The sequence below is a fragment of the Phytomonospora sp. NPDC050363 genome (assembly GCF_040655735.1).
GTDB lineage: Bacteria > Actinomycetota > Actinomycetes > Mycobacteriales > Micromonosporaceae > Phytomonospora.
In genome coordinates, this window is sequence record NZ_JBFAKK010000002.1 from 662,500 (window position 1) to 686,318 (window position 23,819).

23 protein-coding genes are annotated in these 23,819 nt (G+C 71.6%); 14 read left to right on the forward strand and 9 right to left on the reverse strand.

The window, feature by feature from the left end:
- Nucleotides 1-196 precede the first annotated feature (196 nt).
- From AB0I28_RS07600 to AB0I28_RS07610, 3 genes are all read right to left on the reverse strand, one after another.
- Nucleotides 197-934: a hypothetical protein gene (locus AB0I28_RS07600; RefSeq protein ID WP_357490639.1), complete on the reverse strand. Its 738-nt coding sequence runs from the start codon at nucleotides 932-934 to the stop codon at nucleotides 197-199.
- Nucleotides 935-1,017: 83 nt separating this feature from the next.
- A complete protein-coding gene (locus AB0I28_RS07605; protein WP_357490640.1) occupies nucleotides 1,018-1,770 on the reverse strand; it encodes a hypothetical protein in 753 nt (250 codons plus the stop codon).
- 129 nt (nucleotides 1,771-1,899) lie between these two features.
- A complete protein-coding gene (locus AB0I28_RS07610; protein ID WP_357490641.1) occupies nucleotides 1,900-3,003 on the reverse strand; it encodes a citrate synthase 2 in 1,104 nt (367 codons plus the stop codon).
- A gap of 327 nt (nucleotides 3,004-3,330) precedes the next feature.
- On the opposite strand from AB0I28_RS07610, the gene pdxH reads away from it, so the two are divergent.
- From pdxH to AB0I28_RS07625, 3 genes are all read left to right on the forward strand, one after another.
- Nucleotides 3,331-3,987 (forward strand): pyridoxamine 5'-phosphate oxidase, encoded by a 657-nt coding sequence (gene pdxH / locus AB0I28_RS07615; protein ID WP_357490642.1) that lies wholly within the window; start codon nucleotides 3,331-3,333, stop codon nucleotides 3,985-3,987.
- A gap of 38 nt (nucleotides 3,988-4,025) precedes the next feature.
- The gene (locus tag AB0I28_RS07620) at nucleotides 4,026-4,916 is read left to right on the forward strand and encodes an aldose 1-epimerase family protein (RefSeq protein WP_357490643.1); all 891 of its coding nucleotides are present in this window, start codon (nucleotides 4,026-4,028) and stop codon (nucleotides 4,914-4,916) included.
- 88 nt (nucleotides 4,917-5,004) lie between these two features.
- Nucleotides 5,005-5,364, forward strand: coding sequence for a type II toxin-antitoxin system VapB family antitoxin (locus AB0I28_RS07625; RefSeq protein WP_357490644.1), 360 nt, complete (start codon nucleotides 5,005-5,007; stop codon nucleotides 5,362-5,364).
- On the opposite strand, the gene AB0I28_RS07630 is transcribed toward AB0I28_RS07625, so the two are convergent.
- On the reverse strand, nucleotides 5,291-6,127 hold the full coding sequence (locus AB0I28_RS07630) for a hypothetical protein (RefSeq protein ID WP_357490645.1): 837 nt from the start codon (nucleotides 6,125-6,127) through the stop codon (nucleotides 5,291-5,293). The two genes, AB0I28_RS07625 and AB0I28_RS07630, sit on opposite strands and share 74 nt — an antisense overlap.
- A gap of 203 nt (nucleotides 6,128-6,330) precedes the next feature.
- Here AB0I28_RS07630 and AB0I28_RS07635 point away from each other — a divergent pair, with 203 nt between their 5' ends.
- The 4 genes from AB0I28_RS07635 (at nucleotide 6,331) to AB0I28_RS07650 (ending at nucleotide 11,758) form a co-directional block, all read left to right on the forward strand.
- Nucleotides 6,331-7,719, forward strand: a complete 1,389-nt coding sequence (locus AB0I28_RS07635) for a serine hydrolase domain-containing protein (RefSeq protein ID WP_357490646.1) — start codon at nucleotides 6,331-6,333, stop codon at nucleotides 7,717-7,719.
- An 87-nt stretch (nucleotides 7,720-7,806) separates the two neighbouring features.
- A complete protein-coding gene (locus tag AB0I28_RS07640) occupies nucleotides 7,807-9,237 on the forward strand; it encodes an aldehyde dehydrogenase family protein (protein WP_357490647.1) in 1,431 nt (476 codons plus the stop codon).
- Between the two features lie 99 nt (nucleotides 9,238-9,336).
- Nucleotides 9,337-11,190, forward strand: coding sequence for an ABC transporter ATP-binding protein (locus tag AB0I28_RS07645; protein WP_357490648.1), 1,854 nt, complete (start codon nucleotides 9,337-9,339; stop codon nucleotides 11,188-11,190).
- 91 nt (nucleotides 11,191-11,281) lie between these two features.
- Nucleotides 11,282-11,758, forward strand: a complete 477-nt coding sequence (locus tag AB0I28_RS07650) for a S26 family signal peptidase (protein ID WP_357490649.1) — start codon at nucleotides 11,282-11,284, stop codon at nucleotides 11,756-11,758.
- Here the strand turns inward: AB0I28_RS07650 and AB0I28_RS07655 are convergent.
- Nucleotides 11,720-12,016 carry a DUF202 domain-containing protein gene (locus AB0I28_RS07655; RefSeq protein ID WP_357490650.1) on the reverse strand — a complete coding sequence of 99 codons (297 nt, stop codon included), beginning with the start codon at nucleotides 12,014-12,016 and terminating at the stop codon, nucleotides 11,720-11,722. The two genes, AB0I28_RS07650 and AB0I28_RS07655, sit on opposite strands and share 39 nt — an antisense overlap.
- A gap of 1 nt (nucleotide 12,017) precedes the next feature.
- Nucleotides 12,018-12,395 (reverse strand): DUF202 domain-containing protein, encoded by a 378-nt coding sequence (locus AB0I28_RS07660; RefSeq protein ID WP_357490866.1) that lies wholly within the window; start codon nucleotides 12,393-12,395, stop codon nucleotides 12,018-12,020.
- A 109-nt stretch (nucleotides 12,396-12,504) separates the two neighbouring features.
- Between AB0I28_RS07660 and AB0I28_RS07665 the strand changes: the two genes are divergently transcribed.
- Together AB0I28_RS07665 and AB0I28_RS07670 are read left to right on the forward strand one after the other, a co-directional pair.
- Nucleotides 12,505-13,221, forward strand: a complete 717-nt coding sequence (locus tag AB0I28_RS07665) for a permease prefix domain 1-containing protein (RefSeq protein ID WP_357490651.1) — start codon at nucleotides 12,505-12,507, stop codon at nucleotides 13,219-13,221.
- Between the two features lie 55 nt (nucleotides 13,222-13,276).
- Nucleotides 13,277-14,413: a hypothetical protein gene (locus tag AB0I28_RS07670; protein WP_357490653.1), complete on the forward strand. Its 1,137-nt coding sequence runs from the start codon at nucleotides 13,277-13,279 to the stop codon at nucleotides 14,411-14,413.
- A gap of 68 nt (nucleotides 14,414-14,481) precedes the next feature.
- On the opposite strand, the gene AB0I28_RS07675 is transcribed toward AB0I28_RS07670, so the two are convergent.
- A complete protein-coding gene (locus AB0I28_RS07675; RefSeq protein ID WP_357490654.1) occupies nucleotides 14,482-14,922 on the reverse strand; it encodes a PepSY domain-containing protein in 441 nt (146 codons plus the stop codon).
- Nucleotides 14,923-15,071: 149 nt separating this feature from the next.
- Complete coding sequence (locus tag AB0I28_RS07680; protein WP_357490656.1) at nucleotides 15,072-15,830, reverse strand: class I SAM-dependent methyltransferase; 759 nt, start codon at nucleotides 15,828-15,830, stop codon at nucleotides 15,072-15,074.
- A gap of 85 nt (nucleotides 15,831-15,915) precedes the next feature.
- On the opposite strand from AB0I28_RS07680, the gene AB0I28_RS07685 reads away from it, so the two are divergent.
- From AB0I28_RS07685 to AB0I28_RS07705, 5 genes are all read left to right on the forward strand, one after another.
- On the forward strand, nucleotides 15,916-16,596 hold the full coding sequence (locus AB0I28_RS07685) for a response regulator transcription factor (RefSeq protein WP_357490658.1): 681 nt from the start codon (nucleotides 15,916-15,918) through the stop codon (nucleotides 16,594-16,596).
- Nucleotides 16,597-16,612: 16 nt separating this feature from the next.
- Nucleotides 16,613-17,986 carry an ATP-binding protein gene (locus AB0I28_RS07690; protein WP_357490659.1) on the forward strand — a complete coding sequence of 458 codons (1,374 nt, stop codon included), beginning with the start codon at nucleotides 16,613-16,615 and terminating at the stop codon, nucleotides 17,984-17,986.
- Between the two features lie 134 nt (nucleotides 17,987-18,120).
- On the forward strand, nucleotides 18,121-20,289 hold the full coding sequence (locus AB0I28_RS07695; protein WP_357490661.1) for a SpoIIE family protein phosphatase: 2,169 nt from the start codon (nucleotides 18,121-18,123) through the stop codon (nucleotides 20,287-20,289).
- A 35-nt stretch (nucleotides 20,290-20,324) separates the two neighbouring features.
- A complete protein-coding gene (locus AB0I28_RS07700; protein ID WP_357490663.1) occupies nucleotides 20,325-20,744 on the forward strand; it encodes a carboxymuconolactone decarboxylase family protein in 420 nt (139 codons plus the stop codon).
- Nucleotides 20,745-20,797: 53 nt separating this feature from the next.
- Nucleotides 20,798-21,664: a GNAT family N-acetyltransferase gene (locus tag AB0I28_RS07705; protein WP_357490665.1), complete on the forward strand. Its 867-nt coding sequence runs from the start codon at nucleotides 20,798-20,800 to the stop codon at nucleotides 21,662-21,664.
- Between the two features lie 37 nt (nucleotides 21,665-21,701).
- Here AB0I28_RS07705 and AB0I28_RS07710 read toward each other — a convergent pair whose 3' ends face one another.
- Nucleotides 21,702-23,768, reverse strand: a complete 2,067-nt coding sequence (locus AB0I28_RS07710; RefSeq protein WP_357490667.1) for a cytochrome c oxidase assembly protein — start codon at nucleotides 23,766-23,768, stop codon at nucleotides 21,702-21,704.
- Between the last annotated feature and the right edge of the window lie 51 nt (nucleotides 23,769-23,819).

Consider the following 23,819-nt stretch of genomic DNA (forward strand, 5'->3'; position numbering starts at 1 on the left):
CTTTCCTCTCCTGGCGGGTCCTTCGAACCCGGCTTTCCCGCCGACTGTACTCACGACGTGCCAGGCGAAAGCGGGGCGTTCGGTGCGAAGCGGGCCGCCGAAGGGCTTGAATGGCGCGGTTTCTGAGCGTCCGGGGACGCGCGAAGGGCCCCGCGCGCCGGAACGCTCGGGGCCCTTCGTCCGCACCGAAGGCCGGTCAGCCCTCGACGACGTCCTTGGCGTCGGGCTCCTCGACGACGACGGGCGCGCCGTAGTCGGAGAAGGTGACCGTCGCGGTCTCGTCGGGCGTCGCGCCCACGATCTTCATGCCGCTGATCAGCCCGTCGGCGCCGACGGTGAACACGACACTGGTGGGACCGCCGGAGCTGTCGGGCGCGGGCTCGCCGCCGCCGCCGAGCTCGCCGAACAGGCCGCCGATCTTGCTGTCCCCGCTGGGCACGACGGTGTAGTCCGAGCCGGACTTGGTGACCTTGACGCCCTCGTCCGACAGCGGCTCGGCGGAGAACATCTCCCCGTTGAACAGCCCGTCCTGGCCGAGGGAGGCCGTGGTGACCTTGGCCCACTTGCCCTTCATCTGCTCGGCGAGACCGCCGGAGACGTACTGGACGTAGGTGTTTGGACCGATGACCAGCATCTCGATGACGTTGGACTCGCCGCCGGCCTCGGTGGTGGTCGTCATGCGCGCGTTGGAGGCGGCGTTGTCGATCTCCGCCTCGATCCGCACGACCTCGCCGAGGTCCATGGCCATCTTCAGCGTCTTCTCGGCGCCGGTCTTCTCCAGCGCCGCCGTGAGCTCGTCGACCGCGGTGGTCTCGGAGGTGGCCGGGGCGTCAGAGGAGGCGGGGGTGTCGGGGGCGGCGTCCTTGCCGCAGGCGGAGCCGACGATGGCGACGGCGGCCAGGAGGGCGCCGGCGGCGAACGGGCGGATCTTCACGATGGGCTTCCTTTGTCGTGGGCGGCCCGCCGTGAGCGGCGGGCGGGCAAGATCACCAAACGTAGCCAGCGCCCGCCACGTCCTCAGCTCATAATGTCGGAGTCCGCCGGTTTGTCGACCTTGACCTTGCTTCCGTAGTCCTGCACCGAAAGCATCACCTTCGCGCCGTCCGCGCCGACGAGCTCCATGGTGGACACACGACCTTGCTCATCGGTGCCCATCAGCAGGCTGACCGGCACGAACTCGGTGCCGCCGCTGTCGATCATGTCGCTGAAGAAGCCGGGCAGCACGACCGTTCCGGAGCCCGGCGTGATCTTGTACACGTTCGCGCCCTCGGCGGTGACCGCCGCGCCCTCGTCGATCAGCTGGCCGGGATCGAAGATCGACTTGACCACGAAGGGACCGTCGGGGCCCTGGAGGTCGTCCTCGGACATCGGGACCCACTTGCCGTCGGTCGGGTTCTCACCGAGGCCGCTGTAGCGGGCGTAGCCCTTGCCGTCGATCACCCGGACCTCGGCGTCGAGGGTCTCGCCCTCGACCGTCCCGTCGACCTTCATCCGCATGCGCCCGCCCTTGTAGTCGACGGCGATCTCGACGTTCATCTGCGGTGCGGTCACGGTCATGACGTAGGAGTTCTCGGCGAGGCTCGCCGCCAGCGCCTCTTCAGCGGCCGCGCGGGCCGCGGCGTCGCCGCCGGCGGGTGGGGCGGAGCCGGCCGGGGCCGAGGAGCCGGGCGAACCCGACGGGGCCGGATCGGCGGAATCCTTGTCACTGCAGGCGGTCGCGCCGAACAGCACCACCGCGGCGAGCACGGCGGCGTAGGGGCGGAGTCTCATGTCGTCCTCTCGGATGGGACCTTGCGGACCCTTGCCACGGTAACGGGGACACGCGCGAGAGACACATGTACGCGCAACGAGTGCGGCCCCGGCGCGTCGTTCACGCCGGGGCCGCCGAGTCGAGGAGGGCTAGCTGATCTTGATCGAGCCGAAGCCCTCGACCTCCGAGGGCGTGCGCGGGGCGGGACCCACGTAGGTCGCCGACGGCCGCACGAGGCGCCCGAGGCGCTTCTGCTCCAGGATGTGCGCGCTCCAGCCGGCCACGCGGGCGCAGGTGAACATGGAGGTGAACATGTCCGCCGGCACCTCGGCGAAGTCGAGGACGACGGCCGACCAGAACTCGACGTTCGTGGCCAGCACGCGGTCGGGCTTGCGGGCCTTGAGCTCGGCCAGCGCGGCCCGCTCCAGGGCCTCGGCGACCTCGAAGCGCGGCGAACCGAGCTCGCGGGCGGTCTTGCGCAGCACGCGGGCGCGCGGGTCCTCGGCGCGGTACACGCGGTGGCCGAAGCCCATCAGGCGCTCGCCGCGGTCGAGGACGCTCTTGACGTAGGCCTCGGCGTCGCCGGTGCGCTCGACCTCTTCGAGCATGTGCAGGACACGCGAGGGAGCGCCGCCGTGCAGCGGGCCGGAGAGGGCGCCCACGCCCGAGGAGATGCACGCGGCGACGTCGGCGCCGGTGGAGGCGACCACGCGCGTGGTGAAGGTGGAGGCGTTCATGCCGTGCTCGGCGGCGGAGATGAAGTAGGCGTCGACGGCCTTGACGTGGCGGGGGTCGGGCTCGCCGCGCCAGCGGCGCATGAAGCGCTCGACGATCGTCTCGGCCTTGTCGATCTCCTTCTGCGGTACCGCCGGGCGGCCGATGCCGCGCGCCGACTGCGCCACGAAGGACAGCGCGGTCACCGAGACGCGGGCCAGGTCGTTGCGCGCCTGGGTGTCGTCGATGTCGAGGATCTGGCCGAGGCCCCAGTAGGGGGCCAGCATGGCCACGGCCGACTGGACGTCGACGCGGATGTCGCCGGAGTGCACGGGCACCGGGAAAGGTTCGGCGGGCGGAAGGCCGGGGCCGAACTTTCCGTCGACGAGCAGCGCCCAGACGTTCCCGAAGGAGACCTGTCCGATCAGATCTTCGATATCGACACCGCGATAACGCAGAGAACCGCCTTCCTTGTCGGGTTCGGCGATCTCGGTTTCAAAGGCGACAACGCCTTCAAGGCCCGGTTTGAAGTCGGACATCAGGTCTCCTGTGTGGATATTCGTCAGTACTCTCGCCGGCCCCATCTTGCCCGCCCGAGCACCTCTGGGCGAGCACCGGGTGGTGTGGAACTCGCCTCATCCGTGCACGTACACGCACTTGAGCCTAGCGTTTTCCCCGGCTTTGCCTGAGATGTCACCTGAAATTCTGTGGCATTCCTTTAAAAGGTTTTGGTGGAATCATCCGCGGGAGAATAGTGGCCCGGTGGGCTGTCGTGATGCGATATCGCCATCGCGGCGATGCCGGGGCCGCGTCCTTAATATGGGCCGCGCGGATTCACGCGCCCAGACGATCGAGAGGCTGACCGTATGAACACGTCCGGTGGACCCGAGTCGGTTGCGGCGCGACGGCGGGAATATGACGGCGGCGTCCTCGACGTCGCCGATCTCGCGCCGAGCTGGCACGAGCAGCTGGGCCGGTGGCTGGCCGAGGCCGCCGCGGCCGAGATGTTCGAACCCAACGCGATGGTCCTGTCGACCGCCGACGCCCAGGGCCGCCCGAGCTCGCGCACCGTCCTCATGCGCGGCTTCGGTCCCGAGGGCCTGACCTTCTTCACCAACTACGGCTCGCGCAAGGGCACCGAGATCGAGCAGAACCCGAACGTCTCGGCGCTGCTGTCGTGGCTGCCGCTCTACCGCCAGGTCATCGTGTGCGGCCGGGCGGCCAAAGTGGACCACGCCGAGTCGGCGGCGTACTTCCACGGGCGGCCGCGCGGGTCGCAGCTGGCCTCCTTTGTGTCCCCGCAGTCGACCGTCCTTCCCGACCGGGGGACACTTGCGGCGATGTGGGCGCAAGCCGACGCCGAGCACCCCGGCGACGTGCCGATGCGCGACAACTGGGGCGGGTACAGAGTGGTGCCCGAGACGGTCGAGTTCTGGCAGGGGCAGCCCATGCGGATGCACGACCGCCTCCGCTTCCGGCGCGCCGACACGGACCGATGGGTAGTGGAGCGTCTGGCCCCTTAGCGGGTATAGGGTCAGCGCCATCGCGAGGAGGAGCAGACATGGCACTGTCCGGTGAGCAGTGGAACATTTCGTACGCCGGCCATGAGGCCACGATCGTCGAGGTGGGGGGCGGTCTTCGTACGTTCACTGTGGACGGGAACGCCTATGTGGACGGCTATTTCGACGACGAGGTGTGCCCCAGTGGCGCCGGTCAGGTCCTCGCGCCCTGGCCCAACCGGCTCGGCGACGGCCGCTACGAGTTCGAGGGCGAGACCTACCAGGTCGCGCTGAGCGAGCCGGCGGCCCGCAACGCCGCCCACGGCCTGGTCCGCTGGCTGCGCTGGCAGGCCGTCGACGTCGACCCCGACTCGGTGACCGTGGAGTGCGCGCTGCCCGCGCAGCCCGGCTACCCCTTCCCGATCGTGCTGCGCACGCGCTGGTCGGTGGGCCCGTACGGTCTGCGCGCGGTGCACACCGCGGTCAACCTGGGCGCCAAGACCGCCCCCTTCGGGCTGGGCGTCCACCCGTACCTGAAGGTGCCGGGCTACGCGATCGGCGACCTGACCCTGGAACTGCCGGCCAAGAAGCGGCTGAAGACCGACGACCGGATGCTCCCGGTCGGCGAGGAGCCCAGCACCCTGACCAAGACGAAGCTCGGCGACACGGTGATCGACGCCGCCTTCACCGACCTCGACCGCGACGCCGACGGCAACGTCCAGGTGCGCCTGACCACGGCCGACGGACGCGGTGTCGCCCTGTGGGCTGACGAGTCCTTCGGCTGGGTGCAGGTCTACACCGCCGACCAGCTCGAAGGTGAGCGCCGCCGCCGCGCGGTGGCCGTCGAGCCGATGAGCTGCCCGCCCGACGCCTTCCGCAGCGGACGCGACCTCGTCACGCTCGGACCGGGCCAGAGCTGGTCCGGGACCTGGGGGATCAGCCCGCTCCGCTGAAGTGAGCTATCTCACATCACGGGCCGCTCCTTCGGCATGATCGCGTCTCGTTGACAAGGTGGAGACTGCCGAAAGGAGCGACGACGCGGTGATTTTCAAAGGGGTCCTCGACCAGCGGCCGTACCCCGACCACGGCCTGACGCTCAAGGAGTGGTCGGCCATTCCGCCGCGCCTGGTGCGCCTCGACCGGATCATCACCACCAAGAGCGTGCTCGCCCTCGACCGCCTCCTCGCCGACGACTCGACCTTCTACGGCGACCTCTTCGCGCACGTCGTCCAGTGGGACAACGAGTGGTACATGGAGGACGGACTGCACCGGGCGGTGCGTGCCGCGCTGCGGCAGCGCACCGCCATTCACGCGAGGGTGCTGGTCATCACGGCTGATGGGGTGGCGGGCCCTGCCGGGCCTGCTGCCACTGGCCGTGCTGCGGTGGAGGGTCAGTCGTAACGGTCAGGCCCATCGGGTCGCCGGGCGCCGGCTGTTGCGGGATCTGCGGGAACGAGCCCGTCTGCCCGGAAACGCTGTAGGGCCCCTGCGGGGCGCCCGGCGGAAGGCCCGGTTCGGGCTTGCGGTCGAAGGTCGTGGCCGCCGCGCTGATCAGCAGCAGCAGCGCCAGGATGAGCAGGATCGCGCCCCAGCCGAAGGCCACCGTCTCGCCGAGCGCGTCGCCGTCGTCGGGGTCGAAGGTGTCCGAAGGCTCGGGTTCGGGGGCGAGGCCCTCGGTGCGGTGGTTGGTCTCCAGCAGCAGCGCCTTCCAGTTGAGCACCTGCGACACCAGGAAGGCCAGGGCGACCACGCCCATCGCCATGGTGCCGACCTTGGCGGCCAGCCGGCGTCCGGCGGTCGCGGCGAAGGTGACGACCAGGAGCATCAGGGTGAGCAGGATCGGCAGGATGTCGAGGTTGCTCAGCGAGGTGTAGTCGGGGAACGAGTAGTAGGACCCGAAGATCGGGATGTCGTAGATCTCCTGGTAGTCCTCGTAAATGCGGGTGTACACCGCCGCGGGGCCGAGCAGTGCGACGCACAGCGTCAGCACGCCGACGACGGCCAGCGTGAAGGGGACGGGCCCGAAGGGCATCTTCTCGCGCCACCACGAGTTCGGCGGTGAGTAGGCCGAGGGCGCGGGCGGCGAGTAGTACATCGGCGGTGGGGCAGGCTGCTGCGGTACCGGGCCCTGGGCGGGGTACGAGGGTTGCTGCGGGACGGTCATGGGGGCATCCTGCCTGACCGGGAGGCCCTCGCGTCCCTTGTGCATCCCACCTTTCGGGTGCTTTCGCGAATCTGTCCATTGTGGATCTCCGCGGCCCGGCGCCGACGGTGTCCGCGAACACTGTTCGGTCACTTGCGTCAAGCGTTCCTCTGTGCGTACAGTGTGCGCAAGAGGGATCAACGTTCTTGTCCTGAGGAGAAGTCATGACGCACGCCGAGAAGTTCGACACCGCCCGCTGGCAGGCCCGTTTCGATGAACTGCGCGCCGCCAACAAGGTTCCCGGAGCGAGCCTCGCGATCCTCGTCGACGGCGAGATCCACGAACTCGCCTCCGGAGTACTGCACCGCGGCACCGGGGTCGAGGCCACGACCGACTCGCTCTTCCAGGTCGGCTCGATCACCAAGGTCCACACCGCGACGCTGGTCATGCGCCTGGCCGACGAGGGCCGCCTCGACGTCGACGCCCCCGTCCGCGCCGTCCTGCCCGACTTCGCCGTCGCCGACGAGAAGGCCTCGGCCACCATCACCGTCCGGCAGCTGCTGTCCCACACCAGTGGGCTCACCTGCGACTTCACCCACGACACGGGCCGCGGCGACGACTGCCTCGCCAAGTACGTCGAAGCCGCCCGCGAGGTGGCCCTCGACCTCGAACCCGGCACCGGGAGCTCGTACTCCAGCGTCGGCTACAACGTCCTCGGCCGCATCGTCGAGGTCCTCACCGGCCTCACCTGGGACCAGGCACTACAGGACCTCCTGTGCGCGCCCCTCGGACTGGCGCACACCGTCAGCCTTCCCGAGGACGTCCTGCGCTTCCGCGCCTCCATGGGCCACCTCGCCGGACCGGACGGCGAGCCCGAACCGGCCCCCTCCTGGAACCCGCTGCCGCGCTCCTCGGCGCCCTACGGCGGGCAGTTGTGCTCCACCGCCGCCGACCTCGTCCGCCTGACCCGGATGCACCTCGACGGGGGCGTGGCAGCCGACGGCACCCGCGTCATGTCGGCCGCCGCCACCGAGCGGATGCGCGAGCGCGTCGTCGACTCCCCCGACAAGTGGACCGTCTTCGCCGACGGCTGGGGCCTGGGCTGGACCCTCTACGACTGGAACGGCGTGCCCGGCTTCGGCCACGACGGCGCCACCATCGGCCACTACGGCTTCCTGCGCGCCGAACCGGTCTCCGGCCTCGTCGTCGCCCTCCTCACCAACGGCGGAGGCTCCCGCAACCTCTACACCACCCTGTTCGCCGAACTGCTCGCCGAGTTCGCCGGCGCGACCCCGCCGCCGCCCTTCGCCCCGCCCGCCGAGCCGCCGGCCGTCGACATGGCGCCCCTGGTCGGCGTCTACCAGCGGGAGGGCGTGCGCATCACCATCAGCGTCGAGGACGGCCGCCCGCACGTCGTCTACGCCTTCATCGACGGCATGGCCGGACTCTCCGACCCCTTGGAGAGCGACATGATCCCGGTGTCGGAAACCGTCTTCGCCGCCGGCGGCGCGGGCTCGTTCAGCGAGGACTGGATGCCGGTCATCTTCGCGACCCTCGCCGACGGCTCGACCGCCTGCTACGTCGGCATGCGCGCCACGCCGAAGGTCGCCTGAGCACGCCGCCCGCCACACCCCGGCCCGCGTCGAAGGGCCGGGGTGAACCGTGTCCCCGACCGGCCGGGCCCTCGTAGGCTACGGGGCATGGACGCCACACCGATCTGGATCGCGGGAGCACCCGAACACGGCACCGAGGTCCTCACCGTCACCCACCCGTACAACGGATCCGAGGTCGGCAGCACCACCCACGCCACCGAGGAGCAGGTGGAGCGCGCGATCTCCGCCGCCGCCGAGGTCGCCGACGAGGCCGCCGCGCTGCCCGTCCACGTGCGCGCCGCCGCCCTCGACCACGTCTCGCGCTCGCTGGCCGAGCGGCACGAGGAGGTCGCGCGGCTGATCACCGCCGAGAACGGCAAGCCGATCACCTGGGCGCGCGTCGAGGTCAACCGGGCCGTCAGCACCTTCCGGTGGGCGGCCGAGGAGGCCCGCCGCTTCGACGCCACCACGCAGGACCTCGGCGCCGACCCGGGCATGGTCGGCCGCCTCGCGGTCACCAGGCGCTTCCCGCGCGGCCCGGTCCTGGGCATCAGCCCCTTCAACTTCCCGCTGAACCTGGTGGCGCACAAGGTCGCGCCCGCGATCGCCGTCGGCGCGCCCATCGTCCTCAAGCCCGCGCCCGCCACGCCGCTGTCGGCGCTGCTGCTGGGCGAACTGCTCGCCGGGACCGACCTGCCCGAGGGCATGTTCTCGGTCTTCTGCGTGCCCAACGAGCAGGCGCCCGCGCTGGTCGCCGACGAGCGCCTGCCGGTGGTGTCCTTCACCGGCTCGGTGCCGGTCGGCTGGTCGATCGCCGAGTCCGTGCCGCGCAAGAGCGTCACGCTCGAACTCGGCGGGAACGCCGCCGTCCTGGTGTGCGCCGACTGGTCGTCCGAAGAGGACCTCGAGTGGGCCGCGACGCGCATCGCGACCTTCTCCAACTACCAGGCCGGGCAGAGCTGCATCGCCGTCCAGCGCGTGTACGCCGACGCCTCGGTCTACGAGGAGCTGGCCGCGCGCGTCGTCGCCAAGGTCGCCGATCTGCGCGACGGCGATCCGTCCCAAGAGGACGTCGTGGTCGGGCCGCTCATCGACACCGCCGCCGCCAAACGCGTCGAGGAGTGGGTCGGGGAGGCCGTCGAGGCCGGGGCGCGGGTGCTGACCGGTGGAACCCGCTACGGCGCCGCCTACGCGCCGACCGTCCTGGCCGACGCGCCCGCCTCGGCGAAGGTCGTCGCCGAGGAGGTCTTCGGGCCGGTGCTGACCGTGGCGTCCGTCGACTCCCTCGACGAGGGCCTCGCCGCGATCAACGACTCCCGTTTCGGGCTCCAGTCGGGGATCTTCACCCACGACACCGCCACCGCCTTCCGCGCCCACCGCGAGCTGAAGGTCGGCGGGGTGGTCGTCGGCGACGTGCCCAGCTTCCGCGCCGACCAGATGCCCTACGGCGGGGTCAAGGACAGCGGGGCGGGCCGCGAAGGGCTACGTTCGGCGATGGACGACTACACCGAGGCGCGGGTGCTCATCTTGCGCACCTGAAGATCAACCCGCCCTTGACCGCTCGGCGGATGATCGCGATACTCAGTCGGCCGCGGTCCGCAATGGACCGCGGCGGCTGGTGGAAATGGGGAGGTGGCCGTGGCCGACAAAGGTCCCGGTTTAACGGCTCTGGGCGCGCGCGGAGGCCGCGCCGTGGCACTGACCTGGCGGGCCGGGCCGTACGCGGCCTCGATCAACCTGGTCATCACGGTCCTGCAGGGACTGCTGCCGGCCGTCATCGCGTCGCTGACGGCGCTGCTGCTGACCGGCATCCAGCACCCTGAGCCATCGCGTCCCGACCCGATGCTGCTGGTCACCGGAATCGCCGTGGCCGGCGTGATCCTTGTGGTCCTGCCGTACCTGTCCACCTACACCGACGCGCGCGTGCGTCGGCAGCTCACGCTGGTCGTGCAGGACAAGCTCTTCGCCGCCGTCAACCGCTTCGGCGGGATGATGCGCTTCGAGAACCCGGCCTTCCTCGACCGGCTCCGGCTGGCGCAGCAGGCCGCGATGACCGCGCCCGACCAGGTCACCGGCTCGCTGTTCCAGATCGTGCAGGGCACGCTGTCGGTGGTCTCCTTCCTCGGCGTGCTCATCGTGATCAGTCCGATCATGGCCGCGATCACCGTCGTGGCGGCGATCCCGGTGCTGATCGTGCAGATCGTGATCAGCAGGGAACGCGTCGAGATGATGTGGAAGATCAGCCCGCGCAACCGGCGGCAGCTGTTCTACCAGATGCTGCTGCTCGACCTGGCCGCCGTGAAGGAGGTCCGGCTCTTCGGGCTCGGCGACTTCCTGCTCGGCAGGCTGCGCACCGAGACCGCGGCGATCAACATCGCCGAGGAGAAGGTCGAGCGCAGGTCGCTGCTGTTCCAGACGCCGCTGGGCGGGCTGAGCGCGATCATCGCCGGCGGCGGTCTCCTGTGGATAGTCGCCGGCGCGGTACGCGGCGACTTCACCATCGGCGACGTGTCGATCTTCGTGGCCGCCGTCGCCGGTGTGCAGGGCGCGCTGAGCGGGATCGTCAGCTCGCTCTCCCAGGCGCACCACGCGCTGCTGCTCTTCGGGCACTTCGTCGACGTGTCCGACATGGACTCCGACCTGCCGCCGGTGAGCGACCCCAAGAAGATCGGCTCCCTCAAGGACGGCATCGAGCTGTCCGACGTGTGGTTCCGCTACACCGACGACGGGCCGTGGATCCTCAAGGGCGTCGACCTGACCATCCCCAGTGGACAGTCCCTGGCCCTGGTCGGCCTCAACGGCGCCGGCAAGAGCACCATGGTCAAGCTCCTGTGCCGCCTCTACGACCCCACCAAGGGCGCGATCCGCTGGGACGGCGTCGACATCCGCGAGATCGACCCGGCCGACCTGCGCACGCGCATCTCCGCGGTCTTCCAGGACTACATGTCCTACGACCTGACCGCCGCGGAGAACATCGGCGTCGGCGACCTCGCGCACATCGGCGACCGCGAGCGCATCGTCGAGGCCGCGCACAAGGCCGACGCGCACGACAAGGTCACCGAACTCGCCCACGGCTACGACACGATGCTGTCGCGGATCTTCTTCCAGGGCGAGGACAACGACGATCCCGAGCAGGGCGTGAGCCTGTCGGGCGGGCAGTGGCAGCGCATCGCCCTGGCCCGCGCGCTCATGCGCGCCAAGCGCGACCTGCTGATCCTCGACGAGCCCAGCTCGGGCCTCGACGCCGCCGCCGAGCAGGCCGTGCACGACAAACTGCGCGAGTACCGGACCGGCGCGACGAGCGTGCTCATCTCGCACCGCCTGGGCGCCGTCCGGCACGCCGACCGGATCGTGGTCCTCGCCGAGGGCCGCATCATCGAGTCCGGTGACCACGACGAGCTGCTCCGCCTCGACGGTGAGTACGCGCGCCTGTTCAACATCCAGGCCGCCAACTACACCGGCGACTTCGCCCGCGAGGACGTCACCTCGTGACGGCTGGCCGGTGTGCGGCGGACGTGAGACGGTTGGGTGCAGGTGGCACATGAGGCGAGGGGCTTAGTCGATGCCGTGGTGGTTGGTTGCAGTGGGCGCACTGGTCCTTGCCGGACTCGTGGCGGCGTGGTGGGTTCACCGCGCTTACGTCGCGATCACCGTCGAGGGCAGCAGCATGACGCCGACCCTCGCCCCGGGCGACCGGGTGCTGATCCGGCGCGGCAGGCGCGGCCTCAAGCGCGACCGGATCGTGGTGATCCGCGAGCCCACCGGCCTCGGGGGCTGGTCGCAGTCGCCGCCCGCCGGGCGTGACCTGCGCGCCTCGGGCTGGTACATCAAGCGCGCGGTGGCGATGCCGGGCGACCCGATGGACGCGCGCGTCGTGGGGCACGGCGACGTCGTCCCGGACGGGCACATCCTCGTCATCGGCGACCACCCGCACAGCGGCGACTCCAAGCAGCACGGGCCCTGCCCGGTCGACCAGATCCTCGGCGTCGTCGTGCGCCGGATGGAGCGGGCGCCCTCGTACTCACGTGAAGGTGATCGCGAGCCCGGCTACGGCCAGTAGGAGCACCAGCCCGACGAGGCCCAGCGCCGTCCGCGTGGGCAGCGGTCCCGGCGGGACGGCGTCCATGTCGAGGATGCGGCGGTGGGCGACCACCAGCGCCGCGGCCCACAGCAGGGCCGTGACGGCGATCAGCGCGGCGTCGGTGCGCCCGGCGCCGCTGAGGGCCGGTTTGCAGAAGAACATCCCGGCGACCGAGAAGGACAAGATCGTGCGCCGCCAGGCGAGGCGGGTCCGTTCGGCCTGGAGTCCCTGCGGCATGTCAGGGGGCCTTGGTGAAGGTGATGTAGACCAGCACGGCCACCGCGCCGATGGTGATGACGATCGCCAGGGCCGCCGGGAACCGCGTCGGAGGCAGGTCCCGGCCGTGGCGCATGGCCCACTCGCAGCGCAGCCACCGGGAGACCGCGCGCAGCGCGCAGGCCGCGCCGACGGCGATGAGGCCGACGGCGAGGACGTCGCGCAGGGCGCCCCACTTCTCGGCCGACAGGAACTGGGCCATCGCGATGCCGCCGGCGATGAGCGCCAGCGCGGTGCGGATCCAGGCGAGGAAGGTGCGCTCGTTGGCCAGCGAGAAGCGGTAGTCGGGGGCGGTGCCCTCGTCGTTGAGTCGCTCGGGGCGGAACCAGAGCTTGATCATGCCGCGCACCAGGTCAGGTTACGCAGCACCGGTCCAGGCGGCGGCGCGCACCGTGAAATGGGTGACATCCCCGACGCCTCCGGGGGCGCCCCCGGGTCACAATGAGCCCATGACCCGCGCCGCCCAGGCCTCCGCCGGCCCCATCCCCGCCTACCTGGCGGAACTCCGCTCGACCCTCCACGGGTCGCGCCGGCGGGTCGAGGACATGCTGCGCGAGGCGAGGCACGGCCTGGAGGACACCGCCGAGGCCTACGAGGCCGACGGAATGGCGGCCGGGGAGGCGGCGCGCGCTGCCGTCGAGGAGTTCGGCACGGTCGCCGAGATCGCCCCGGACTACCAGGTCGAGCTGGCCGCGACGGCCACGAAGCGCTCGCTGCTGTTCTTCGCGCTGCTCGTCCCGGCCGGCAACGTCATGGCCTGGCTCCAGTGGCGCGAGGCACCGCCGCTGGCACACCAGCCGCCGCCGGGAACGTGGATCCTGTCGCTGGCCACCGACCTGATCGCCTGGACCGTCGTGGGCGCCTCCCTGCTGGGCGTGCTCGCGATGACCTTCGGCGCCGGCCGGTTCGTGTTCCGCCCGGCCTTCGCCAGGGCGGCGGCCACCGCGATCTTCACGGTCCTGGTGACGACCTTCGTGTCCGGCCTCGCGCTGACCTTCATGTTCGCCTCGGCGCGCGGGATACAGCCGGCGGAGCTGGCCACCGAACTTCCCGGGATCGGTTACCTCGTCGCATGGGTCGGCCTGACCTGGTGCGGGATCCGCTGCCTTCGCACCGGCCGGCACGCCGAGCGGCTGCGCGACCGTGCGCCGGTGTACGCGGGCTAGCAATTCTGGCAGGATCCGTCCACATCCTTCCCTTTGCGGACGACGGAGTGACGCGATGACCCGTGCCAAACCCGACGGTGTCCCACCCGAGGCGGTCTGGTCCGACGAGGACGGCGAATGGGTCCTCGCCGACCACGACGAGCTCGGGCGCATGCGTGGCGTGGTGACCTACTGGCGCCCCGACGGAACCCTGCTCAGCCGCTGCTCCTTCGCCGACGGCGTCCCGCACGGCGGCTTCGAGCGCTACCACGAGAACGGCGAGGTCTCGCGCTCCGGCACCTTCGCGCACGGCGTCCTCGACGGCCTCGACACCTGCCACCGCTCCACCGGCGAGACGACCGAGACGGCCTTCCCCGTCGACGCGATGCCCGCCAACGTCTGGCGCTACGAGCGCGACCTCGTCGGCGGCCGCTCGATCTCGGGCCGCTGGTTCGACGCCGAAGGACGGCAGGTCACCGACACCGGCGAACCGCTCCCCGCACGGCCCGCCGGCGTGCCCGCGGCGGCGGTCTACTTCAGCGGCAGCGGCCACTGGACCGAAGGACGCGTCGACGAGAACGGCGAACAGGGCCTGTGGCGCTACTGGGCCGCCACCGGTGAGCCCCTGGGCGAACGGGACATGCGCGACGGCGCCGAACTCGAACGCCGCCGGTTCCTCGGCCCCGACCACGGCGCCGCCGTCACCGCCCTGCGCGACGGGCGCGGCGCCGACGCCCTCTCCGCCGCGCGCGCCTTCTGGGACCGCGCCGACAGCGTCGAGGAGGTCGTCATCGCCGGCAGCGTGCTCGCCGACGCGCTGATCGGTGTCGCCGGTGCCGACGCCGAGCGCCGCGAGCTGCTGGCCACGGTCGCCGAGGCGGGTGAGCCGGGCGAAGCGAACACACCCGAGGGCCGTGCCTGCCATGTCGCGCAGGCGCGGGCCTTCGGCTGGCTGGCCGCCTACAAGCTCGACGACGGGGACCCGCAGACCGCCGCCGTGCTCAGCCGCCGGGCGATGGCGCTGGAGCACGGCCGCGGGCCCTGCGCCGCGCGGGTCACGCTCGTGCACGCGCTCGTGCGGATCGGGCTGACCGAAGAGGCCTTCGAGCTGGTCGGGCTCACGCTGGCCGAGGCGCCCGACTTCGCGGGCTTCGAGCACGTCGTCACCGACCCGGCCTACCTGGCGTGGTCGGAGGAGAAGGCGCGCGAGTAGGGCACGAAAGCGGCCCGGTCCGCGAGGGACCGGGCCGATCGGGTGTCGGGTGCCGCCGGCTGTCAGGCCTAGTCGGAGTCGGTGTCGGTGTCGATCTCGTGGCGGGTGACCTCGCCGTTGTTGGCGTCGACGCTGACCTCGTGGTATTGGCCGTCGGCTCCGTAGACGCCGACCTTCCAGCGGGGCGCCTCGGCGGTGCCGTCGAGGTCGATCTCGTACACGACGCCGCCGCCGACCTCGGTGGCCGCGGTCTCGGCGGCCTGCGCGAGGGTCACCGTGGTGGTGACGGGCGCGACGCCGTCGTCGCCGAGCTCGTTCTTGTCGTCGGTGCCGTCGTCGTCGCCCTCCTGGCGGCCGGAGGTGGTCGGGACGGTCGTTTCCTTGTCGTCGTCCTGACTGTCGGCGACAGCGGCGGTCGCGGTGGCCGCTCCGCCGAGGACGAGCGCGGCGACGGCGCCGATGACGATCCAGCGGCGGCGGCCGGTGAGCTTCGTGAGCATCTTCTTCATGGCGGGTCCTCTCGGGTGGGCTGTTATGTGACCACCGTGCCCGGGAAGGGCTGAAGCCTCGCTTAAGCGGGCTGAAGGGGGCTTAAGGCTTGCGCGCCTCCACCAGGTTTCCGCCCGGAGGGCAGAGGACAAGACGACGCGGGTACGGCCTAAGGCTTGCGCGCCTCTACCAAGTACCGCGTCGTGGTGGCCACGAAGGGCCCTTCGCTCTCGATTCGCTCGTGCAGCCCGCGGAGCCGGTCGCGGTACTTCTCGACGCTGAAGTCGGGGACCATCCAGATGACCTTGCGCAGGAAGTACACGACCGCGCCGATGTCGAAGAACTCGGTGCGCAGTTTTTCGAGGCGCAGGTCGACGATGTCCAGTCCGGCGGCGGTCGCGCCCTCGCGCGCCAGGTCGGGGTGCCGGCCGCGGCGCTGCTCGGCCGACAGGGGCCCGAGGAAGTACTCGACCAGCTCGAACACGCTCTCGGGCCCGACCTGCTGCGAGAAGTAGGTTCCGCCGGGGGCCAGCACGCGCGCGATCTCCTGCCACCACGTGCGGACCGGGTGGCGGCTGGTGACCAGGTCGAAGGCGCCGTCGGCGAAGGGCAGGGGAGCGTCTTCGTCGGTCGCGACGAGGACCACTCCCAGCGGGTGGAGCAGCGCGGTGGCCTTGACGACGTTGGGCGGCCACGACTCGGTCGCGGCTGCCGTTCGCGGCAGCTTCTCCGCCTTCGCCAGTACCTCCCCGCCGCCGGTGTCGATGTCGAGGGAGGCGTTCGCTCGCGCCAGCCGGTCGCTCATGGCGCGCTGGTAGCCCCATGAGGGCCGCTGCTCGGTGGCGCGGCCGTCCAGCCAGGAGAAGTCCCAGCCGTCGACGGATACGGCGTCGGCCTCGGCGACGAGCTCTTCGAATGTTCGTGGCATCCGCCGATAATGGCGGTGGCGGCGCGGGCGGTCCATCGAATTGGCCTTAAGCGCGTCTTCAGCGGCGGTGTGTCACGCTGCGGGGATGCGCCTGTTGATTGTGGAGGACGAGAAACGCCTCGCCGAGGTGGTCGCCGCCGGGCTGACCGCCGAGGGCTACGCCGTCGACGTCGCGGGTGACGGGCGGACGGGGCTGACGCGGGCCCGCACGGGCGTCTACGACCTGGTCATCCTCGACATCATGCTCCCCGGCCTCAACGGCTATCAGGTGTGCGCGAAGCTGCGCGAGGAAGGCGTCGACACGCCGGTGCTGATGCTGACCGCCAAGGACGGCGAGTACGACGAGGCCGAGGGCCTCGACACCGGCGCCGACGACTACCTCACCAAGCCCTTCTCCTACGTGGTCCTCCAGGCGCGCATCCGCGCGCTGCTGCGCCGTCGGGGGTCGGGTGTGGCGCCTTCGGTGTGGCAGTTCGGCGACCTCGCGATCGAGCCGGCGGGCAAGCGCTGCCGGCGCGGCGACACCGAGGTCGGGCTGACCGCCAAGGAGTTCGCGGTGCTGGAGTACCTGGCGCACCGGGTCGGCGAGATCGTGTCGAAGTCGGAGATCCTGGAGCACGTGTGGGACTTCACCTACGACGGCGACGTCAACATCGTCGAGGTGTACATCTCCAACATCCGTCGCAAGATCGACACGCCGTTCGGGCGCAGCGCGATCACCACCATGCGCGGGGCGGGTTACCGGCTGGCGGCCGACGGTGGGTAGGTTCCTGCCGCAGTCCGTGCGGTGGCGCACCACCTTGGCGGCGACGCTGGTGGTGGCCGTGGTGCTCGTCGCGGCAGGCGCCGCGGTCGTGGCGCTGCTGCGCGCCAACCTCCTCAACGGCGCGCAGGCCGAGGCCGAGCTCGGGGCGCGCGAGGTCGCCGCCCAGCTCGCCGGTGGCACCGCGCCGAACAAGGCCGAGACCAGCGACGACGACGTGCTATTCCAGATCGTCGGGTCCGCGGGGGTGCTGGCCGAGAGCGAGGACCTCACCGAGACCGGCGGTCTCGTCCTCGACTTCGGCGACGCGCCCGAGGCCGGCGATCCCGCCGACGACGACGATGACGAGTTCGAGTACGCCGGGACGGTCGAGCCCGACACCGCGCACGAGACGCTCGAAGTTCCCGGCGAGTCGGGGCCCTACCGCTTCGCGGCGGTGACGGTGACGATGCCGAACGGCTCGCAGTACGTCGTCTACGCCGGGGCCTCCCTGGCGACGCAGAACGCCGCCGTCGCCGACGCGGCGAAGTACATGCTGCTGGCGCTGCCGGTGATCCTGCTGGTCGTGGCGGTGGTGACGTGGCTGGTGACACGGCGGGCGCTGCGGCCGGTCGCGGCGATCCGGGCCGAGCTTGCCTCGATCACCGCCGGGGACCTGTCGCGGCGGGTGCCCGAGCCGCCCTCGCGCGACGAGATCGGCGACCTGGCGCGCACGACCAACGCGACGCTGGCTCAGCTGGAGTCCTCCGTCGACCGGCAGCGGCGGTTCATCGCCGACGCCTCGCACGAGCTGCGCAGCCCCATCGCGACACTGCGGGCGCAGCTGGAGGTCGGGGCGGCGCACCCCGAGCTGCTGCGGCCCGACGGGCTGCTCGACGACGTGGTGCGCCTCCAGCGGCTGGCCACCGACCTGCTCCTCCTCGCGCGGCTCGACGCCGGCGAGGGCGTGTCGACCTCCCGGGTCGACCTGACCGAGACCGTGCGCGAGGACGTCGCGCGAAGGGCCGCCACCGACCGCTTCCCTGTGCGGCTGAGCGTCGAGGAGGGCCTGTACGTGAACGGCGTGCGCGGGCAACTCGAACGCGTGCTGGGCAACCTGCTCGACAACGCCCAGCGCCACGCCGATTCCACGGTCGCCGTCGAGCTGCGCGCCGAGGGCCGCGCGGTCCTGCTCGGCGTCGACGACGACGGGCCGGGGATCGCGCCCGCCCAGCGGGCCGGAGTCTTCGACCGCTTCGTGCGTCTCGACGACGCGCGCTCCCGCGACGACGGCGGCGCCGGGCTCGGGCTGGCGATCGTGCGCGACGTGGTCGTCGCCCACGGCGGGACCGTGCACCTCGGCGAGTCCGCGCTGGGCGGCGCCCGCTTCGAGGTGCGGCTGCCCGTCGGCTAGCGCGGCGAGAAGGCGCGCGGGAACGTGTCCCGGAGGCAGACCTGCCGTCCCCGCCCACGCCTGCGACGCCCCACAAGATCACGCAACCCCCACAATCCACATATTCCACTAGAAATGCCACATACCATTCATGGATGACGGGGAGCGGAGAACCGTCCGACCAGGACGGCGAGGACGCGAGCGCGACAGGCGGCGGCAGCGGCTCCGGCGACATCACCTTCGAGTTCGCCGGGGACCGCCCGTACACGCACCTGCGCAGCAACCTCGCCGGGCCCAGTGCCGTCGAGACCTCCGCCGAGCTGACCTCGTCGCTGCGGGTGGCCACGATCATCGTCGACAGCGCCGGCCGGGTCAGCTACTTCGACCCCGTCGCCGAGGACATCACCGGCTTCACCCGCGCCGAGATCACCGGCCGTGACGTGCACATCCTCACCGGCGCCTCGATCCCGCTCACCAGCGGCGAGTTCACCCGCCTCGCCGACCAGGGCCGCTCGGGCATCGTCCCGCTCCGCCGCGCCGACGGCAGTGTCCGCATCGCCAGCATCCGCACCCACCCCATCCCCCTGCCCGACGGCAGCGGCGCCTACATCTTCCAGGCCATCGACCTCGGCGAGGCCCGCGGCGCCATCGACCACCTCGGCATGCTCGACGCCTTCTACCACCAGTCCGTGTTCGGCTTCGTCGTCCTCGACGAGCACCTGCGCTACCTGATGCTCAACCAGGCCCTCGCCGACCTCAACCGCCGCCCGATCGAGGACCACATCGGACGCCACATCCGCGAGGTCATGGACTCCGCCGACCTCGACGAGTACGAGGTGCTGCTCGGCGAGGTGCTGCGCACGGGCGAGCCGATCGTCGACGTCCGCATCCCCGGCAGCCCCACCGCGATGCCGGGAAACCAGCAGGTCTGGTCGGCCTCCTGGTACCGCGTCACCAGCTGGCGCGGCCTGCCGCTGGGCCTGTGCGGCATCATCATCGACGTGTCCGAGGCCGAGCGGCCCGTCCTCGACGCCGCCCGCGGCCGCGACCGGCTCCTCCTGCTCAGCCGGGTCGGGGCGCAGCAGGGCGCCAACCTCGACATGCACGGCGCCGCCCAGGACCTCGCGACCCTGCTCACGGCCGAGTTCTGCGACCTCGCCGTGCTCGACGTCCTCGAAGAGGTCGTCAACGGCGAGGCGGTGCCCTCGGTCATCGACGAGCACAGCCTCCTGCACCGGCTGGGCGGGGCCGCGCGCTTCGTCGACGACGTCACCGAGCGCCTGATCAACGTGGAGAGCCCGCGCCAGGCCTTCGAGACCCACGGCTTCGCCTCGGTCCTGCGCGACAACCGCGCGCAGCTCATCCAGATCCCCGGCGGCGAGATCCCCGACACCTCCGACCCCGGTGGCCGGATCGAGGACGTGCGCTCGCTGGGCGCGCACTCGTTCATCGTGGCGCCGCTGCGGGCCCGCGACGTCACGCTGGGCGCCCTGAGCTGCATGCGCATGGCCGACCGCGAGCCCTTCGACCACGACGACCTGCTCCTCGCGCAGGAGATCGCCAACCGCACCGCGCTGGCCGTCGACAACTCCCGCCTCTACCGCGACGAGAAGCAGGCCGCGCTGATCCTCCAGCTCAGCCTGCTCCCGGAGCGCCTTCCGCAGGCCCCCGAGGCCGACCTGGTCTACCGCTACCTGCCCAACAGCCGCAGCCGGCAGGCCGGTGGCGACTGGTTCGACGCGATGGTGCTGCCGGGGCGGCGGATCTGCCTTGTCGTCGGCGACGTCATCGGCCACGGGATCGCCGCGGCGGCGGCCATGGGCCGCTACCGCACGGCGGTGCAGAGCCTGGCGTCCATCGGCCTCGAACCGGCGGCGCTGCTGACGCGCCTCAACGACATCGCCCTGACCTTCGGCGACAACGCGATGGCCACCTGCCTCTACGTTCTCTACGACCCGCTCCAGCACCGCTGCGCCATCGCCAGCGCAGGGCACCCGCCCATCATCATCGAACCGCCCGGCGGGATCGCCTACCCGCTGGAGGTCCAGTCCGGGCCGATGCTCGGCGCGATCCCGGGCGCCGAGTACCGCAGCGAACCGGTCAGCACGCCGCCCGGCACGCGGCTGCTGCTCTACAGCGACGGTGTCGTCGAGTCGCGCAGCACGCCCCTCGACGAGGGGATCACGCGGTTGCTGCGGCAACTGGGCGCCAGGCGCTCGCTGGGTGAGCAGTGCGATCGCATCATGGCGGCCACGCCGCCCGACGCCCGCGACGATCGGACGATTTTGATGGCGGAACTGTACGGACTGCGGCGAGCGGACTAGCCTTCAAGGTCCACAGTGGACGAGGAGGTTCGCCGGTGAGCGATCGTTATGCGCGAGGCGCGAGGCAGCTCTCCGAACTCGGCGGGGGGATCGTCCACGAGGCGCTCGACTCACTGCACGACGTCGCACCGGACCTCAAGCGCCTCATCGTGGAGTTCGCCTACGGCGACATGTACCCCCGGCCGGGCCTGGCCCCGCGACAGCGCCAGCTGGCGACCATCGCGACCCTGACTGCCATCGGCGGCTGCGAACCGCAGCTGGAGATCCACGTGCAGCTCGCCCTCAACGTCGGCATGTCGCCGGCCGAGATCGTCGAGACGGTCATGCACGCCTCCTCCTACGTGGGTTTCCCGCGTGTGCTCAACGCGATGGGCGTGGTCCGCAAGGTCTTCGAGGAGCGCGGGCTGTTTCCCGTCGCCGCCGGTGTGCCCCGCTCGCGCGGGGCCGGGGAGTGACCCGCCGGTAAACCAGATGCGCGGGCCCGCCTCGGTGGTGTGTGATCCGGTTCATGCCGATCGTGTTGAACAAGCCGGGGATCGACGAACTGGACGCGGCCGTGGCCGCGCTGCGGGACTGGCAGTACGAGGGCGCGCCGATGCAGCTGCACTCGGGTGACCTGGGGTGGTTTCGGCGCTTCGGCGCGGGGGCGGCGGCCGAGGCGGTGCGGACCTGGAGCAGGGACGGGCGAGTCCTCGCCGTCGGGCTGCTCGACGGGTCCGAGCTGCTGCGGCTCACCATGGCGCCCGACCTGCGGCGGGACGAGGAGCTGACGCGCCGGATCGTCGAGGACGTGGTCGAGCCGGGTCGCGGCGTGCTCAAGGAAGGCGAGGTGTTCGTCGAGGCGCCCGCCGACGCGCTGCTCCAGGACGCGCTGGCCGAGGCCGGCTGGAACACCGACGAGGCGTGGACGCCGCTCCGCCGGGACCTCGCCGAGCCGGTGGAGGATCCGGGCCTGCGGATCGAGGTGGTCGGGCCGGAGCTGGTGGCCGTGCGGACCGCCGTACAGCGGTCGGCCTTCGCCAACTCGACCTTCACCGAGGAGCGCTGGCACGCGATGGCCGAAGGGTCCGCCTACGCCGACGCGCGCTGCCTGGTCGCCTTCGACGACGCCGGTGAGGCGGTCGCGGTGGTGACGGTGTGGTCGGCCGGTCCGGGGAAGCCCGGGCTGCTCGAACCCATGGGCGTCCACGCCGGCCACCGCGGCCGAGGCCACGGAAAGGCGATCACCGTGGCGGGGGCGGCCGCGCTGCGGGAGATGGGCGCGTCGAGCGCGCTCGTGGCGACCACGAGCGCCAACGTCGGCGCCGTCGCCACCTACGCGTCGGCGGGCTTCGAGCCGCGTCCCGAGGTCCGGGACCGGCGCCGGGACGCCTGAGCACGACGGGTCTGCGGGACAAGCCCCAGGGCTTGTCCTAGTCCCGCAGACCCGCCTTGCGGTCGCGTTCGGCGAGTTCGGCGAGGTAGGCGTTGTAGACCTCGTGCGGGTCCTCCTCGGGCCTGCCGGTCTCCTCGGCGCGCTTGGCGGCGCGGTCGAGGCGGCGGCCCTCACGGTCCTCGCTGCGCGACCACTGGACGAGGACCGCGATGAGCACGACGAGGCTGGGCGCCTCGCCGAAGGCCCAGGCGATGCCGCCGCCGGCGCGCTGGTCCTCGATGGGCGAGTCGCCCCAGGGCCGGGCGATGGCGTTGTACCAGTCGGCGGCCAGCAGGTCGGTGGACTGCATGATCGTCAGGCCGAAGATCGCGTGGAAGGCGACGGCGACGAACATCATCAGGATCCGGGCGGGGTAGGGGACCTCGCGCGGTGCCGGGTCGGGTCCGATGAGCAGCCAGAAGAACAGGCTGCCGACGGTCAGGAAGTGCGCCAGCATGAGCAGGTGTCCCGCGTGGGAGGCCATCGCCCAGCCGAAGACGCCGGTGAAGTACATCATGTACAGGCTGGCGACGTAGAGGGCCAGCGCGATCAGCGGGTGCGAGACGAACCTGACGGCCTTGCTGTGCAGGATCAGCACGAGCCATTCGCGCGGTCCACGGCCGCCCTTGGCGTCGGTGTCGTCGCCGTCCGCGGCCCGACCGCCCGGTTTGAGCGCGCGCAGGGCGAGGGTGATCGGCGCCGAGAGGACCAGCAGGATCGGGACGAGCATGTTCATGCTCATGTGCTGGACCATGTGGACGCTGAACAGGACCATGCTGTAGCGGCCCATGCCCGAGGAGGTCACGAACACCGCCAGCGCCCAGCCGCCGACCCACAGGAGCGTGCGGGTGACCGGCCAGGTGTCGCCCCGGCGGCGCAGGCGGCGCACACCGAGCAGGTAGGCGGTGACCGCGACGGCCGCGACGGTGCAGATGAGGACTTCGGGATACCAGTCGAGCAGCAGGGTCGTGGCCGAGGCCGGCGGCGGCATGTCGAAGCCGAGCAGGGATCGGGCGGTCGACTCGGCGTCGTCGCCGGGCGGCGGGGGAGTGCGGCCGAGGGCGACGGCGAGGCCGAAGGTGGCGCCCATGACCACGATCTCGACGGAGGCCAGGCGCCGGAAGGCACCGGGTTTCCCGCCCGCGAGCTGCGGCAGGGCCCGCCTGCGGTGCCACAGCCCGAAGCCGCCGAGCACGGCGAGCGCGGCGGCCTTGAGCAGGACCTCGCGACCGTAGGCGGTGTTGACCAGGTGGTCGAGGCTCTCGATGCGGGTGGCGGCGTTGAGGACGCCGGAGAGGGCGACCGCGGCGAAGCAGAACAGGGCGAGCCGGCTGTAGCGGGCGGCGATCTCGGCCTTGTCGCGGCGGGCGAGGAGCAGCGCGGCCAGTCCGCCGACCCACAGGACGGCGCCGAGGACGTGCAGGACCATCGAGTCGACGGCGATCTGGTGGCTGCCGGCCGAGGCGGAGTGGCCGGTGAAGACCGGCGGGAGCACGGCGGCGAGGGCGAGGAGCGCGGCGATGGCGGCGCCGGTCGTGCTGAACGTGCGGGCGCCGACGATCGCGGCCAGCAGTGCCACTCCGGCGGTCATCGCGTAGGCGAGGCCGTTCTCGGTGTCGCTGACGAAGCTCCACAGGCCGGGGAAGGTGACGGTGTCGAGGGGGCGCGCGAAGAGGTCGGCGAGGGAGGCGGGCAGGACCAGCAGCGCGGCGGCGACCCAGGCGACGGCGAACAGCGCGCCGGTGCGCAGCCAGCGGTAGGCCTGGGGGCCGATGCGGCCCTTGTCGTCGCGGACGAAGAAGGCGGCGGCGACGAAGCAGCCGACGGTGGCCGCGGCGCACAGGTCGCAGGCGAGCTTGGCCAGCGGCAGCAGCCACGCCACGACGGGGTCGGCGGTCGGCAGGCCCGGGACGGGGACGAGGTTGACCCCGCCGCCGAGGCGCAGGACGACGACGGCGACGGCGACGGCGGCGGCGAGCGCGGCCAGCAGCGGCAGCGCGGGCAGCGGCCGCTTGGGCGCGGTGGCGGTCGGGCGCGGCTGGTCTCGAACGGGAGCCTCGGTCACGTCCTCGATACTGCGCCCCGGCCGGGGCGCACCCTCGCCCGGGGTTGGCGC

Bases quoted from the DNA above. Each gene is read 5' to 3' on its own strand.
- AB0I28_RS07665 (WP_357490651.1), top strand. From the start codon at position 12,505: ATGACCCGCGCCGCCCAGGCCTCCGCCGGCCCCATCCCCGCCTACCTG.
- AB0I28_RS07635 (WP_357490646.1), top strand. From the start codon at position 6,331: ATGACGCACGCCGAGAAGTTCGACACCGCCCGCTGGCAGGCCCGTTTC.
- AB0I28_RS07630 (WP_357490645.1), bottom strand. From the start codon at position 6,127: ATGACCGTCCCGCAGCAACCCTCGTACCCCGCCCAGGGCCCGGTACCG.
- AB0I28_RS07670 (WP_357490653.1), top strand. From the start codon at position 13,277: ATGACCCGTGCCAAACCCGACGGTGTCCCACCCGAGGCGGTCTGGTCC.
- AB0I28_RS07610 (WP_357490641.1), bottom strand. From the start codon at position 3,003: ATGTCCGACTTCAAACCGGGCCTTGAAGGCGTTGTCGCCTTTGAAACC.
- AB0I28_RS07620 (WP_357490643.1), top strand. From the start codon at position 4,026: ATGGCACTGTCCGGTGAGCAGTGGAACATTTCGTACGCCGGCCATGAG.
- AB0I28_RS07680 (WP_357490656.1), bottom strand. From the start codon at position 15,830: ATGCCACGAACATTCGAAGAGCTCGTCGCCGAGGCCGACGCCGTATCC.
- AB0I28_RS07655 (WP_357490650.1), bottom strand. From the start codon at position 12,016: ATGCCGCAGGGACTCCAGGCCGAACGGACCCGCCTCGCCTGGCGGCGC.
- AB0I28_RS07675 (WP_357490654.1), bottom strand. From the start codon at position 14,922: ATGAAGAAGATGCTCACGAAGCTCACCGGCCGCCGCCGCTGGATCGTC.
- AB0I28_RS07660 (WP_357490866.1), bottom strand. From the start codon at position 12,395: ATGATCAAGCTCTGGTTCCGCCCCGAGCGACTCAACGACGAGGGCACC.
- AB0I28_RS07605 (WP_357490640.1), bottom strand. From the start codon at position 1,770: ATGAGACTCCGCCCCTACGCCGCCGTGCTCGCCGCGGTGGTGCTGTTC.
- AB0I28_RS07705 (WP_357490665.1), top strand. From the start codon at position 20,798: ATGCCGATCGTGTTGAACAAGCCGGGGATCGACGAACTGGACGCGGCC.
- AB0I28_RS07685 (WP_357490658.1), top strand. From the start codon at position 15,916: ATGCGCCTGTTGATTGTGGAGGACGAGAAACGCCTCGCCGAGGTGGTC.
- pdxH (WP_357490642.1), top strand. From the start codon at position 3,331: ATGAACACGTCCGGTGGACCCGAGTCGGTTGCGGCGCGACGGCGGGAA.
- AB0I28_RS07640 (WP_357490647.1), top strand. From the start codon at position 7,807: ATGGACGCCACACCGATCTGGATCGCGGGAGCACCCGAACACGGCACC.
- AB0I28_RS07695 (WP_357490661.1), top strand. From the start codon at position 18,121: ATGACGGGGAGCGGAGAACCGTCCGACCAGGACGGCGAGGACGCGAGC.